This is a genomic window from Burkholderia sp. Tr-20355 (assembly GCF_017104685.1).
Lineage (GTDB): Bacteria > Pseudomonadota > Gammaproteobacteria > Burkholderiales > Burkholderiaceae > Burkholderia > Burkholderia seminalis.
Map to the genome: position 1 here is coordinate 1 of NZ_JAAGPK010000192.1, position 13602 is coordinate 13602.

The following is a 13602-nucleotide window of genomic DNA, read 5'->3' on the forward strand; positions in this document are numbered from 1 at the left end:
TGCCGCGGTCGGCACGACCGGCTGCGGCAGCGCCTTGAAGCCGGCCGCGACGGCAGCGGGCTTGGTCGCATCGCCGATCACCGGTGCGCTGATGGGTTCGGTCGCCGACGCGGCGGCCGCCACGGCCGCCGCCTCGTTCTTCGGGTTCTGGCGCTCGACCAGGTAGTAGTCGAGCACGCGGCGTGCGATCGGGCCGGCGGCCTGCGCGCCCCAGCCGCCGTTCTCGACGACCAGCGCGATGGCGATCTGCGGGTGGTCGACCGGCGCGTACGCGATGAACAGCGCGTGGTCGCGCAGGTGCTCGGCGAGCAGGTGGCCCTTGTAGTTCGAGCCCTGCAGCGAGAACACCTGCGCGGTACCGGTCTTGCCGGCCGCGAGGTACGGCGCGCCGCGGAACACCTTGTACGCGGTGCCGGACGGGTTCTCGATCACGTTCTCCATCCCGCGCTTCACGACGTCGATGTCGGCCGCCTTGAGCGGGATCACCTCGCTTTCCTTCGGCACGGTCAGGTGGCGCGCGCGCGTGATCGGATCCTCGACTTCCTTCACGAGGTGAGGCTTCATCACGACGCCGTTGTTCGCGAGCGTCGCGGTCGCGTGAGCGAGCTGCAGGATCGTGAACGAGTTGTAGCCCTGGCCGATCCCGAGGCTGATCGTTTCGCCGTCGAACCACTTCTGCTGCGCGGCCTTCTTGAACGCCTTCTTCTTCCAGTCGGTCGACGGCAGGATCCCGCGCGCCTCGCCCTGGATGTCGATCCCGGTGATCTGGCCGAAGCCGAACGGCTTCATGAAGTTCGCGATCGCGTTCACGCCGAGGTCGCGCGCGAGCATGTAGAAGTAGGTGTCGTTCGACACCATGATCGCCTTGTTCATGTCGACCCAGCCCTGGCCCGAACGCACGTCGTTGCGGAACGTGTGGCCGCCGAACGTGAAGTAGCCGGGATCCTGGAAGCCCCAGCCCGGCGTGCGCTTGCCGAGCGTCAGGCCCGCGAGCGCCATGAACGGCTTGTAGGTCGAGCCGGGCGGGTAGGTGCCGTGCAGCGGGCGGTTCAGCAGCGGCTTGTCGGGCGAGTTGTTCAGTTCGTCCCAGGTCTGCTGGTCGATGCCGTCGACGAACGAGTTCGGGTCGAAGCTCGGCGACGACACGAACGCGAGCACGTCGCCCGTTTTCGGCTCGATCGCGACGAGCGCGCCGCGCTTGCCGGCGAACGCCTGCTCGGCGACCTGCTGCAGCCCGATGTCGAGGGACAGCACGAGGTTGTTGCCGGGCGTCGCCTGCGTGCGCGACAGCGTGCGCACCGGCCGGCCGCCGGCCGTCACCTCGACTTCCTCGAAGCCCGTCAGCCCGTGCAGCTCGGTCTCGTAGCTCTGCTCGACGCCGATCTTGCCGATGTAGTCGGTGCCCTTGTAGTTGTTCGCGTCGCGGCGCGGATCGTAGTTTTCCTGGTCGCTGTCGTTGTCGTCGCTCATCGCGTCGATGCGATCCTGGTCGCGCTTCGAGATCCGGCCGATGTAGCCGATCACGTGCGCGGCCGTCATGCCGAGCGGATATTGCCGGAACAGCCGCGCGCGCACGTCGACGCCGGGGAAGCGGAAGCGCTGCGCGGTGAAACGCGCGACTTCCGCGTCGGTGAGCCGCGTGCGGATCGGCAGGCTCTCGAAGTTCTTCGAGTCTTCCTGCAGCTTCTTGAAGCGGCGGCGGTCGCGCGCGTCGATCGGGACGATCTCGGACAGCTTGTCGATCGTGTTGTCGAGCGTGTCGTCGAGCTTCGACGGCGTGATCTCGAGCGTGTACGCCGAATAGTTCTTCGCGAGGATCACGCCGTTGCGGTCGGTGATGATCCCGCGGTTCGGCACGATCGGCGCGACCGAGATGCGGTTCTCCTCGGCCTGCAGCGCGTATTTGCCGTGCTGCATCAGCTGCAGGTAGAAGAAGCGGCTCGCGAGCAGCCCGAAGCAGACGAACACGAACACGCCCGCCGCCGCGACGCGCAGGCGGAACTTCGAGAGCTGCTGTTGGGTGTCGTTGAATTCGGTCATGCGGTTAGGGGCGGTCTGGCCCGCGCGGGCGGGCGAGGTGCCGCCCCTGGGCGCAACGGGCGTGGGAGCGGCGGGTATTCAAGGTCGGTCCGGCTCAGATGGGGCGCGTGTCGTCCGGATCGACCGGGCGGCGTTGCGGCATCAGCAGCAGGTGGCTCGCGATCGGCCACAGCGCGGCTTCGACGAAGCCGTCGACGAGGTAGCGCCAGCCCGGGAACGCCGCGCCCATCAGCAGACGGATCACGAACGGCACGAGCTGCGCGACGACGAGCAGCGGCGTGACATACAGCACCTGCACGCCGATCGGCATCCACAGCACGCGGCGGTGGATCGTGATCGCGCCGTACGACAGCAGCGTATAGGCGAGCGCGTGCTCGCCGAGCAACCCCGCGTCGTGCACGTCCATCAGGATGCCGAGCGCGAACGCGACGCCCATCCCGACCTTGCGCGGCTGATGGATGTTCCAGAACAGCAGCACGAGCGCGACGAAGTCGGGCACGCCGGGCAGGCGGCCCCACGGCATCAGGTTCAGCAGGAACGCGGCGGCGAGGCTGAAGACGATGAAGTACGGATTGACCGGCTGCAGGATGTATTGCGGGCGGTTCATCGCTGGGCTCCTGGTTGCCCGGCCGCGGGCTTCGCGGGCGCGGCGGCCGGCCTGGCCGGAGCGGCGGGCGCCGCCGGTGCAGGATTCGCGGCCGGCGGGGTCGCGGCGGCCGGCTTCGCGTTCGCGTCGGCCTTCTCGCCCTTCTCGCCCTTCGCGGCGGCTTTCGCGCCCTTCTTGCCCTTCGCGTTCTTGTCGGCGGCCGGATCGGGCTCGGCCGGGCGCGGCGGGATGTCGTTCTGGTAATGCAGCACGAGCATCTGGCGCGCGCCGCGCACGGCGGCGATCGGCGCGCAGGTCACGCGTGCGAATGCGGTATCGGCGAGCTTGTCGACGCGCGCGACCTTCGCGACCGGCAGGCCGGGCGGATAGACGCCGTCGAGGCCGCTCGTGACGAGTTCGTCGCCGGCGACGAGATCGGCGCTCGTCGGCACGAAGCGCAGGTCGAGCGAATCGCCCTTCGGCGTGCCGTAGATCACGCTGCGCAGGCCGGTGCGCAGCACCTGCACGGGAATCGCGAGATCGCGGTCGGTGACCAGCGTGACTTCGGCCTGTAGCGGGAACACGCGCGTGACCTGGCCGATCACGCCGTCCTCGCTGACGACGGGCGAGCCGTTCTGGATGCCCTGTTGCGAGCCTTGTCCGATCACGATCTTCTGCGTGAACGGATCGCTCGTGTCGTACTGGATCTCGACCGGCGTCGATTGCGTCGCGATGTGCTGGCGCAGCTCGAGCACCGCGCGCAGGTGCGCGTTTTCCTGCGTAAGCACGGCGGCCTGGTTGGCCTGCGTGGACAGCTGCAGGTTGCGTTTGCGCAGCTCGTCGTTCTCGTGGCGCAGCGACGCGCCGGTGACGGCGATGTCGGCCGCGCCCATGAACAGGTCGCGCGGCACGAGTGCCGCGCGCTGCAGCGGATAGAGCACGGTGCCGAGCACGCCGCGCACGATTTCGAGCGTGCTGAAGCGCGCGTCCGACACGAGGAGCGCGATGGCGAGGGCAACGAAGAAGATGAGCCGCGCGAGCGCGGGCGGACCTTGCTTGAAGAGGGGCGGCGGACTGTATTCCATGGTCGGCGCCGGGCGCGTGTGATCGGTTAAATGATGCTCAGACGCGCAAACGGCGCGGCGGTTCGTTCTGAACGAGCGATCCGGCCACGCCGCGGGTGCGTCATGTCAGGGAACTGCCTAGACGATCACTCGTACGAGAAGATGCTGCCCAGCTTGTCCATGCGCTCGAGCGCCATGCCCGAACCGCGCACGACGCAGGTGAGCGGATCTTCGGCGACGAGCACCGGCAGGCCGGTTTCTTCCGCGAGCAGGCGATCGAGGTCGCGCAGCAGCGCGCCGCCGCCCGTCAGCATCATCCCGCGTTCGGCGATGTCGGCGCCGAGTTCCGGCGGCGTCTGCTCGAGCGCGATCTTCACCGACGACACGATCTGGTTCAGCGGATCGGTCAGCGCCTCGAGGATTTCGTTGCTCGAGATCGTGAAGCTGCGCGGAATGCCTTCCGACAGGTTGCGGCCCTTCACTTCCATTTCCTTGACTTCGGAGCCCGGGAACGCGGAGCCGATTTCCTTCTTGATCGCCTCGGCGGTCTGTTCGCCGATCAGCATCCCGTAGTTGCGGCGGATGTAGTTGACGATCGCCTCGTCGAACTTGTCGCCGCCGACGCGCACCGAACCCTTGTACACGATGCCGCCGAGCGAGATCACGCCGACTTCGGTCGTGCCGCCGCCGATGTCGACGACCATCGAGCCGGTGGCTTCCGACACCGGCAGGCCCGCGCCGATCGCGGCCGCCATCGGCTCCTCGATCAGGTAGACCTGCGATGCGCCGGCGCCGTGCGCGGCTTCCTTGATCGCGCGGCGCTCGACCTGGGTCGAGCCGCACGGCACGCAGATGATGATGCGCGGCGACGGCGAGAACATGCGCGATTCATGAGCGGTCTTGATGAACTGCTTGATCATCTGCTCGGTGACGGTGAAGTCGGCGATCACGCCGTCCTTCATCGGGCGGATCGCCTCGATGTTGCCCGGCACCTTGCCGAGCATCTGCTTGGCTTCCTTGCCGACCGCCTGGATCGTCTTCTTGCCGTTGGGGCCGCCTTCCTGGCGGATCGACACGACGGACGGCTCATCGAGGACGATGCCCTTGCCGCGCATGTAGATCAGGGTGTTTGCGGTGCCGAGGTCGATCGCAAGATCGTTGGAGAAGTAGCTGCGCAAAAAACCGAACATTCAGAATCCTGTTTCGCTCTGGGCCGGCCCTGCTTAGCGGACGCTGAGGGCGGCAGCGGAAAAAATAACAGCCTCGGGAAGCGTGGCGGAAGCGGCCGCCGCGGCGCACGAAGCTGCGAGTGATGTCTACCGGGGATCGCACGAAGCACGCACGGCTTGCCGAAGCGGGGCGAAACGGTGCGGGAAAAGGCTGCCGGGTTTGGGTCGAACGCGTAATGATACCTTATAATTTCACGGTATTTGAATCGAAACGGGCGGTATTTTTGCCGCTTCGGCCCCGATTTTTGAGGGTGGGATCGCACCCTCCAACCCCCCGCCGCAGCGCTGCTTTCGATGCGCTGCGCAGCCTTGTTTTTCCGGTGATCGCATGGCCCTGACCCTGACCGATGTGAAACGCATCGCGCACCTCGCGCGACTCGAAATGGCCGACGCCGACGCCGAGCACATGCTCGGCCAGCTCAATGAATTCTTCGGGCTCGTCGAGCAGATGCAGGCGGTCGACACCGCCGGCATCGCGCCGCTCGCCCACCCGATCGAACAGATCCAGCAAGTCGCGCAGCGCCTGCGCGACGACGCCGTGACGGAAGTCGTCAATCGCGACGACAACCAGCGTCCGGCGCCGGCCGTCCAGGACGGCCTCTACCTCGTGCCGAAGGTGATCGAGTAAGCATTCGATGACAAGCGCGCCGGCCGCCCTGCGCCGCGCGCCACCCAGAATTCCCAGGAAAACCACTCAATGCACGCAAAAAGCCTCACCGAACTGCGCGCCGCGCTCGCCGCCAAGGAGTGCTCGGCCGTCGAGCTCGCGCAGCTCTACCTGAAGCGGATCGACGCCGCACGCGACCTGAACGCGTTCGTCCAGGTCGACGCCGACCTGACCCTCGCGCAGGCGAAAGCCGCCGACGCGGAACTCGCGCGCGGCGCGGGCGGCGCGCTCACCGGCCTGCCGATCGCGCACAAGGACGTCTTCGTCACGCGCGGCTGGCGCTCGACCGCCGGCTCGAAGATGCTCGCGAACTACGAGAGCCCGTTCGACGCGACCGTCGTCGCCCGCCTGCAGGCGGCCGGCATGGTCACGCTCGGCAAGACCAACATGGACGAGTTCGCGATGGGCTCGTCGAACGAGAATTCCGCGTTCGGCGCGGTGAAGAACCCGTGGGACACGAACGCCGTGCCGGGCGGCAGCTCGGGCGGCAGCTCGGCCGCCGTCGCCGCGCGCCTCGCACCGGCGGCAACCGGCACCGACACCGGCGGCTCGATCCGCCAGCCCGCGTCGTTCGCGGGCGTGACGGGCATCAAGCCGACCTACGGCCGCGTGTCGCGCTACGGGATGATCGCGTTCGCGTCGTCGCTCGACCAGGGCGGCCCGATGGCGCAGAGCGCGTCCGACTGCGCGCTGCTGCTGAACGGGATGGCCGGCTTCGACGAGCGCGACTCGACGAGCCTCGAGCGCGACGACGAGGATTTCACGCGCCACCTCGGCCAGCCGTGGGCGGCCGGCAACGATGCGGGCAAGCCGCTCGCGGGCCTGCGTATCGGCCTGCCGAACGAGTATTTCGGCGACGGCCTCGCCGACGACGTGCGCGCGGCGATCGACGCGGCGCTGAAGCAGTATGAGGCGCTCGGCGCGACGCTCGTGCCGGTGTCGCTGCCGAAGACGGAACTGTCGATCCCCGTGTACTACGTGATCGCGCCGGCGGAAGCGTCGTCGAACCTGTCGCGTTTCGACGGCGTGCGTTTCGGCCATCGTGCCGCGCAGTACGGCGACCTGCTCGACATGTACAAGAAGTCGCGCGCCGAAGGCTTCGGCCCCGAGGTGAAGCGCCGCATCCTGGTCGGCACGTACGTGCTGTCGCACGGCTACTACGACGCGTACTACCTGCAGGCGCAGAAGATCCGCCGCATCATCGCGAACGATTTCCAGGAAGCGTTCAAGACCTGCGACGTGATCATGGGCCCGGCGTCGCCGACGGTCGCATGGGATCTCGGCGCGAAGGGCGACGATCCGGTGCAGATGTATCTCGCGGACATCTACACGCTGTCGGTGAGCCTCGCCGGTCTTCCCGGCATGAGCGTGCCGTGCGGCTTCGGCGCGGGCGCGAACGCGAAGCGCCCGGTCGGCCTGCAGATCATCGGCAACTATTTCAACGAAGCCCGGATGCTGCAGGTCGCCGACGCGTTCCAGCGCGCGACCGACTGGCACAAGCAAGTTCCGGCAGGGGTGTAAGCAATGGCTACTCAATGGGAAGTCGTCATCGGTCTCGAGACGCACGCGCAACTGTCGACCGTCTCGAAGATTTTCTCGGGCGCGTCGACGCAGTTCGGCGCCGAGCCGAACACGCAGGCCTGCCCGGTCGACCTGGCGCTGCCGGGCGTGCTGCCGGTGCTGAACCGCGGTGCGGTCGAGCGGGCGATCCGCTTCGGCCTCGCGATCGGCTCGACCATCGCGCCGCGCAGCATCTTCGCGCGCAAGAATTATTTCTACCCCGATCTGCCGAAGGGTTATCAGATCAGCCAGTACGAGATTCCGGTCGTGCAGGGCGGCCGGATCACGATCCAGGTGCCCGCCAACGAGAAGGCCGGCAAGCCGGCCTACGAGAAGACGGTCAACCTGACCCGTGCGCATCTCGAGGAAGATGCGGGCAAGTCGCTGCATGAGGACTTCGCCGGGATGACGGGGATCGACCTGAACCGCGCGGGCACGCCGCTGCTCGAGATCGTCACCGAGCCGGAAATGCGCAGCGCGGCCGAGGCCGTCGCGTACGCGAAGGCGCTGCACGGGCTCGTCGTGTGGCTCGGCATCTGCGACGGCAACATGCAGGAAGGCTCGTTCCGCTGCGATGCGAACGTGTCGGTACGCCCGGTCGGCCAGGAGAAGTTCGGCACGCGCGCGGAAATCAAGAACCTGAACTCGTTCCGGTTCCTCGAGGAAGCGATCAACTATGAAGTGCGTCGCCAGATCGAGCTGATCGAGGACGGCGGCGAGGTCGTGCAGGAAACGCGCCTCTACGATCCGGACAAGCGCGAGACGCGTTCGATGCGCAGCAAGGAAGACGCGCACGACTACCGCTACTTCCCCGACCCCGACCTGATGCCGCTCGTGATCGGCCAGGACTGGATCGAGCGCGTGCAGTCCGGGATGCCCGAGCTGCCGGCCGCGATGCAGCAGCGCTTCGCCGACGAGTACGGCGTGTCCGCGTACGACGCGGGCGTGCTGACGTCGAGCAAGGCGATGGCCGCATATTTCGAGTCGGTGGTCGCGAAGGCCGGCGCGGCGAACGCGAAGACCGTCGCGAACTGGCTGATGGGCGACGTGTCGTCGCAGCTGAACCGCGACGGCATCGAGATCGACGCGATCCCCGTGTCGGCCGCGCAGCTCGCGCTGTTGCTGCAGCGCATCGCCGACGGCACGATCTCGAACAAGATCGCGAAGGAAATCTTCGCGACGATCTGGGACGAGAAGGCGACCGACGAAGGTGCGGCCGACCGCATCATCGATGCGAAGGGGCTCAAGCAGATCTCCGACACCGGCGCGCTGGAAGCGATCATCGACGACGTGCTCGCGGCGAACGCGAAGTCGGTCGAGGAATTCCGCGCGGGCAAGGAAAAGGCGTTCAACGCGCTGATCGGCCAGGCGATGAAGGCGACCAAGGGCAAGGCCAATCCGCAGCAGGTCAACGAACTGCTGAAGAAGAAGCTCGGCTGAGCATGACCGCGCGCCTGAACCGCGCTTGACGACGGGCCGCCTCGAACCAGTTCGGGGCGGCCCGTTGCGTTTGGCGGATGCGTTATCGTATGCGCCACACCGTCCAACGGAGGAACGAATGGCGAAACAACCGTCTCTCGACGATTTCCTCGTGCCTGAATTCACGCGCGAGAAGGAAGCCGCCGCATTCAAGCTCGATGCGTTCGACCCGGCCGCGAAGCCGTTTTCGTCCGGCTCGAAGGACGCCGACCGCGAACGGCTGTCGGCCGTGTCGACCGAGCTCGACGTCCAGCAGGAGCGCCTGCACACGCAGCAGAAGAAGCGTGTGCTGCTCGTGCTGCAGGGGATGGACACCAGCGGCAAGGACGGCACCGTGCGCGCGGTGTTCCGCGAGGTCGACCCGCTCGGCCTGCGCGTCGTGTCGTTCAAGGCGCCCACGCCGATCGAGGCCGCGCACGATTTCCTGTGGCGCGTGCACGCGCAGGTGCCGGCCGCGGGCGAGCTCGCGATCTTCAACCGCAGCCACTACGAAGACGTGCTGGTGCCGCGCGTGCTCGACGCGATCGACGCGAAGGAGTGCGAGCGCCGCTACCGGCAGATCCGCGATTTCGAGACGATGCTGCACGAAAACGGCACGACGATCGTCAAGTGCTTCCTGCACATCTCGAAGGACGAGCAGCGCGCGCGGCTGCAGGCGCGCATCGACGATCCGACCAAGCACTGGAAGTTCGACATCGCCGATCTCGATGCGCGCAAGCATTGGGACGCCTACCAGTCCGCGTACCGCGACGCGCTCGCCGCGACGTCGGTCGAGCATGCGCCGTGGTACGTGATCCCCGCGAACTCGAAGACGCACCGCAACGTGATGATCGCCGAGCTGCTGCTGCGCACGATGACCGACATGAAGCTGGAATTCCCGCCGCCGAAGCCCGAGCTCGAAGGCGTGAAGATCCGTTAAGCTGCCACCCTGTAAAAACATCGAACTGAACGGAACCCGACATGATGCGAGTGATTACCGCCAACCTGAACGGCATCCGCTCCGCCGCGAAGAAGGGCTTCTTCGACTGGCTCGGCGAACAGAACGCCGATTGCGTGTGCGTGCAGGAAATCAAGGTATCGGCCGACGACCTGCCGGCCGAATTCGTCGAGCCGCACGGCTTCAAGAGCTATTTCCACCACGCCGAGAAGAAGGGCTACAGCGGCGCGGGCGTGTACAGCCGCCGCGAACCCGATGACGTGATCATCGGCTTCGGCAGCAGCGAATTCGATGCCGAAGGGCGCTACGTCGAGGCGCGCTACGGCAAGCTGTCGGTCGTGTCGGTGTACGTGCCGTCCGGTTCGAGCGGCGAGGAGCGCCAGCAGGCGAAGTACCGCTTCATGGACGAATTCATGCCGCACCTCGCGCAGCTCAAGAAGAAGCGCGAGGTGATCCTGTGCGGCGACGTGAACATCGTCCACAAGGAAATCGACATCAAGAACTGGAAGAGCAACCAGAAGAACTCGGGCTGCCTGCCGGAAGAGCGTGAATGGCTCACGAAGCTGTTCGACGACGTCGGTTATGTCGACGTGTTCCGCACGCTCGACCCGCGTCCCGAGCAGTACACATGGTGGAGCAATCGCGGCCAGGCGTACGCGAAGAACGTCGGGTGGCGGATCGACTACCAGATCGCGACGCCGGGCGTGGCCGGTACCGCGAAACGCACGTCGATCTTCAAGGACATCAAGTTCAGCGATCACGCGCCGCTGACGATCGACTACGACTACGCGAAGTGATTGCCGGCGCTGCGCCGCGTGCGCAGTCGCCGAATGCGAAACGGGCCGCATGTCGAACATGCGGCCCGTTTCGTTTGAGGCGGGGCTTACTGCTTGATCGACGCCATGTCGATCACGAAGCGGTACTTCACGTCGCTCTTCAGCATCCGCTCGTAAGCGGCATTGATCTGCTGCATCGGAATCGTCTCGATATCCGACGTGATCCCGTGCTGCGCGCAGAAGTCGAGCATTTCCTGCGTTTCCGCGATCCCGCCGATCAGCGAGCCCGCGAGGCGGCGGCGCTTGAAGATCAGGTTGAACACCTGCGGCGACGGGTGATCGTGTTCCGGCGCGCCGACGAGCGTCATCGTGCCGTCGCGCTTCAGCAGGTGCAGGAACGGGTTCAGGTCGTGCTGCGCGGCGACCGTGTTCAGGATGAAGTCGAAGCTGTTCAGGTGCGCGTTCATCTGCGCTTCGTCCTTCGAGATCACGACTTCGTGCGCGCCGACGCGCTTGCCGTCCTCGATCTTCGACGGCGACGTCGTGAACAGCACGACGTGCGCGCCCATCGCACGCGCCAGCTTCACGCCCATGTGGCCGAGGCCGCCGAGCCCGACGATGCCGACCTTCTTGCCGGGGCCGACGTTCCACTGCCGCAGCGGCGAGTAGGTCGTGATCCCCGCGCACAGGAGCGGCGCGGCGCCGGCCGGGTCGAGCGTGTCCGGCACGCGCAGCACGAACGCCTCGTCGACGACGAGTTGCGTCGAATAGCCGCCGTACGTGACGTCGCCCGTCACGCGATCCTGGCCGTTGTAGGTGCCGACGAAGCCGTTCTCGCAATACTGCTCGAGCCCTTCGGCGCAGCTCGGGCAGGTGCGGCACGAATCGACGAGGCAGCCGACGCCGACCAGCTCGCCGACCTTGAAGCGCGAGACCTGCGGGCCGGTCGCCGTCACGCGGCCGACGATCTCATGACCCGGCACGACCGGGTAGATCGTGTTGCGCCATTCGTTGCGCGCCTGGTGCAGGTCCGAGTGGCAGACGCCGCAGTAGAGGACGTCGATCTGGACGTCGAGGTCGCGCAGCGCGCGACGCTGGAATTCGAACGGGGCGAGCGGCGACTGCGAATCGGTCGCCGCGTAGGCATAGGTAGTGCTCATGCGATGGGCTCCTTGTCCGGAACGGATCCGGCGAAACAGACTGCCGTCGCATCATGTGGCGATGCGGCGAGGCAGGACGTCATCGTAAGGATCGCGGCGCGCCGGCGAAATACACGAAGGTCTCGAAGATTTGCCTATTCCTCTTGAACTGCACGCGAACAGCCGTCAAAACGCGTGCAGGCTGCTACATTGCAAGCCAGATTCTCTTGCCGCGCAGGACCACGCCGATGAGCTTCCAACCCCTTTTGGCCGACGCGGGCGACCGCGTGCAGCGCCGCATGATCGAGCTGCACACGCATCTCGCGCCGAACGAGGGCGATACGCTCGCGGCGCTCGACGGCGTGCGCCTGATCCGCGTGAGCCGTCCCGTGCCGCGCCTGCCCGTGCTGTACGAACCGAGCATCATCGTCGTGTGCCAGGGGCGCAAGCTCGGCTATCTCGGCGACCGCTCGTTCGTCTACGACGCGCAGCAGTACCTGGTGCTGTCGGTGCCGCTGCCGTTCGAATGCGAGACCTTCGCGAGCATGGACGAGCCGTTTCTCGCGATCTCGATCCGCGTCGACCTCGCGGTGATCGCCGAGCTCGCGATCCTGCTCGACGAGACGCTCGGCGCGGCCGTCAGCGAACCGCTCGGCGTCTATTCGACGCCGCTCGACGCGCCGCTGGCCGACGCGGTCGTGCGGCTGCTCGAAGCGCTCGCATCGCCGCACGACACGCGCGTGCTGGGGCCCGCGATCATGCGCGAGATCGCCTATCGCGTGCTGACGGGCGAGCAGGGCGACGCGATGCGCGCGGCGCTCGTGCAGCAGCATCACTTCGGCCGTATCGCGAAGGCGCTGCGGCGCATCCATGCGGAACTGCACGCCGACCTCGACGTCGAGACGCTCGCGCGCGAGGCCGGAATGAGCCTCGCGGTGTTCCACGCGCAGTTCAAGCACGTGACGGCGACGTCGCCGATGCAGTACGTGAAGGCCGCGCGGCTGCACCAGGCGCGGCTGATGATGGTGCAGGACGGGATGGGCGCCGGCACGGCGGCCGCGCGCGTCGGTTATGCGAGCGCGTCGCAGTTCAGCCGCGAGTTCAAGCGGCTGTTCGGCCGCAGCCCCGGTGACGAGGTGCGCTGGATGCGTGAAAGCGGGGTCCGCCCGGTCGCGACCGGGGTGGACGCGTAGCGTCCGGCGTTACCCGGCGGCGCGCCGGACGACCTTGCGCCGTTGCGCGCTGATGCCCGCATAGTCGGGCAGCGCGTCGACCCGCTTGCCGATCGCCTTCGCATAGAGCGGAATCAGGTCGGGCAGCCGGTTCAGCAGGTCCTGGCGTCGCGCGGTGCTGTACGGATGCGTGTAGATGAAGCCCGTCGCCTTGTTCGCGCGCGTCGCGACCGCGAGCTTGTCCCACAGCGTGATCGCGGCGCGCGGATCGAAGCCCGCGCGTGCGGCGATGTCGCCGCCGATCACGTCGGCTTCGGTCTCGTCGGTCGGCTCGTAGTGAAGCGACTGCAGGCGCTCGCCGAGATTCAGCGCCTGCGGCAGCGGATCGCCGACGCCGAACAGCGGCGGCAGCGCGGCCGCCCGCAGCGACGTCTGCGACGTCGCGCTGAAGTTGCTGCGCGCGTGTTCGCGCAGCGCATGCGCGATGCCGTGCGCGAGCAGCACGCCGAGCTCGTCGTCGTTCAGGCGGATGCGGTCGAGCATGCCGCCGTACACGAGCACCTTGCCGCCCGGCAGGCAGGTCAGGCGGATGTCGCGCGAGCGGATCGCGTTGACGTCCCAGGCCCAGCTCTTCACGCGGTCGTTCCACTTCACCGAATACGGCGCGAGCTTCGCGACGATCGCGCGCAGGCGTTTCACGCGCGGCTGGTTCGCGGGCAGCAGCCGGTTGCTGTCGGCGGCCGTCTGCACGATCTGCGCATATTCGTTCGCGGTGAGCTGTTCGAGCAGCGGCGACGGGATCAGCGTGCGGAACGCGATCGCGTTGCCGTAGCGGACCTGCTGCTGAGGCGTTTGCGCATACGCCTTCGCCGGCGCGGCGGCGCCGGTCGGCTGCGCGGCTTCGGCGGCGGACGGCGCCACGGGCGCGGCGGAAGTCGCCGGCGCGGGCGGTG

Annotated in this window: 12 protein-coding genes; 6 read left to right on the forward strand and 6 right to left on the reverse strand. The window is 67.2% G+C overall.

The features are described 5' to 3' along the window. The 4 genes from mrdA to G3N62_RS30385 all read right to left on the reverse strand — a co-directional run. Positions 1–2040 (reverse strand): penicillin-binding protein 2 (mrdA, locus tag G3N62_RS30370; protein ID WP_206141394.1); only part of this gene is annotated, 2040 nt, incomplete at its 3' end. A gap of 94 nt (positions 2041–2134) precedes the next feature. Next, positions 2135–2647 carry a rod shape-determining protein MreD gene (mreD, locus tag G3N62_RS30375; RefSeq protein WP_006482567.1) on the reverse strand — a complete coding sequence of 171 codons (513 nt, stop codon included), beginning with the start codon at positions 2645–2647 and terminating at the stop codon, positions 2135–2137. Further along, complete coding sequence (gene mreC / locus G3N62_RS30380; RefSeq protein ID WP_206141395.1) at positions 2644–3711, reverse strand: rod shape-determining protein MreC; 1068 nt, start codon at positions 3709–3711, stop codon at positions 2644–2646. Before mreC ends, mreD begins: the two co-directional genes overlap by 4 nt. 125 nt (positions 3712–3836) lie before the next feature. Continuing rightward, positions 3837–4880, reverse strand: coding sequence for a rod shape-determining protein (locus G3N62_RS30385; protein ID WP_004189550.1), 1044 nt, complete (start codon positions 4878–4880; stop codon positions 3837–3839). Positions 4881–5247: 367 nt separating this feature from the next. Between G3N62_RS30385 and gatC the strand changes: the two genes are divergently transcribed. The 5 genes from gatC (at position 5248) to G3N62_RS30410 (ending at position 10359) form a co-directional block, all read left to right on the forward strand. Beyond that, positions 5248–5547: an Asp-tRNA(Asn)/Glu-tRNA(Gln) amidotransferase subunit GatC gene (gatC, locus tag G3N62_RS30390; RefSeq protein ID WP_034190237.1), complete on the forward strand. Its 300-nt coding sequence runs from the start codon at positions 5248–5250 to the stop codon at positions 5545–5547. 69 nt (positions 5548–5616) lie between these two features. Beyond that, positions 5617–7107 (forward strand): Asp-tRNA(Asn)/Glu-tRNA(Gln) amidotransferase subunit GatA, encoded by a 1491-nt coding sequence (gene gatA / locus G3N62_RS30395; protein WP_034190238.1) that lies wholly within the window; start codon positions 5617–5619, stop codon positions 7105–7107. Positions 7108–7110: 3 nt separating this feature from the next. After that, positions 7111–8586: an Asp-tRNA(Asn)/Glu-tRNA(Gln) amidotransferase subunit GatB gene (gene gatB, locus G3N62_RS30400; protein ID WP_034190239.1), complete on the forward strand. Its 1476-nt coding sequence runs from the start codon at positions 7111–7113 to the stop codon at positions 8584–8586. 118 nt (positions 8587–8704) lie between these two features. Beyond that, on the forward strand, positions 8705–9544 hold the full coding sequence (locus G3N62_RS30405; RefSeq protein ID WP_124670500.1) for a polyphosphate kinase 2 family protein: 840 nt from the start codon (positions 8705–8707) through the stop codon (positions 9542–9544). Positions 9545–9585: 41 nt separating this feature from the next. Continuing rightward, entirely contained in the window at positions 9586–10359 is a 774-nt protein-coding gene (locus G3N62_RS30410; protein ID WP_034190241.1) for an exodeoxyribonuclease III, read from the forward strand. A gap of 86 nt (positions 10360–10445) precedes the next feature. Here G3N62_RS30410 and G3N62_RS30415 read toward each other — a convergent pair whose 3' ends face one another. Beyond that, a complete protein-coding gene (locus G3N62_RS30415; RefSeq protein WP_034190242.1) occupies positions 10446–11498 on the reverse strand; it encodes an NAD(P)-dependent alcohol dehydrogenase in 1053 nt (350 codons plus the stop codon). 227 nt (positions 11499–11725) lie between these two features. On the opposite strand from G3N62_RS30415, the gene G3N62_RS30420 reads away from it, so the two are divergent. Continuing rightward, positions 11726–12670 carry an AraC family transcriptional regulator gene (locus G3N62_RS30420; RefSeq protein ID WP_069706569.1) on the forward strand — a complete coding sequence of 315 codons (945 nt, stop codon included), beginning with the start codon at positions 11726–11728 and terminating at the stop codon, positions 12668–12670. Between the two features lie 9 nt (positions 12671–12679). Here G3N62_RS30420 and G3N62_RS30425 read toward each other — a convergent pair. After that, positions 12680–13602, reverse strand: a 923-nt coding sequence (locus tag G3N62_RS30425; protein WP_241013251.1) for a M48 family metallopeptidase, incomplete at its 5' end; no start/stop codon positions are given.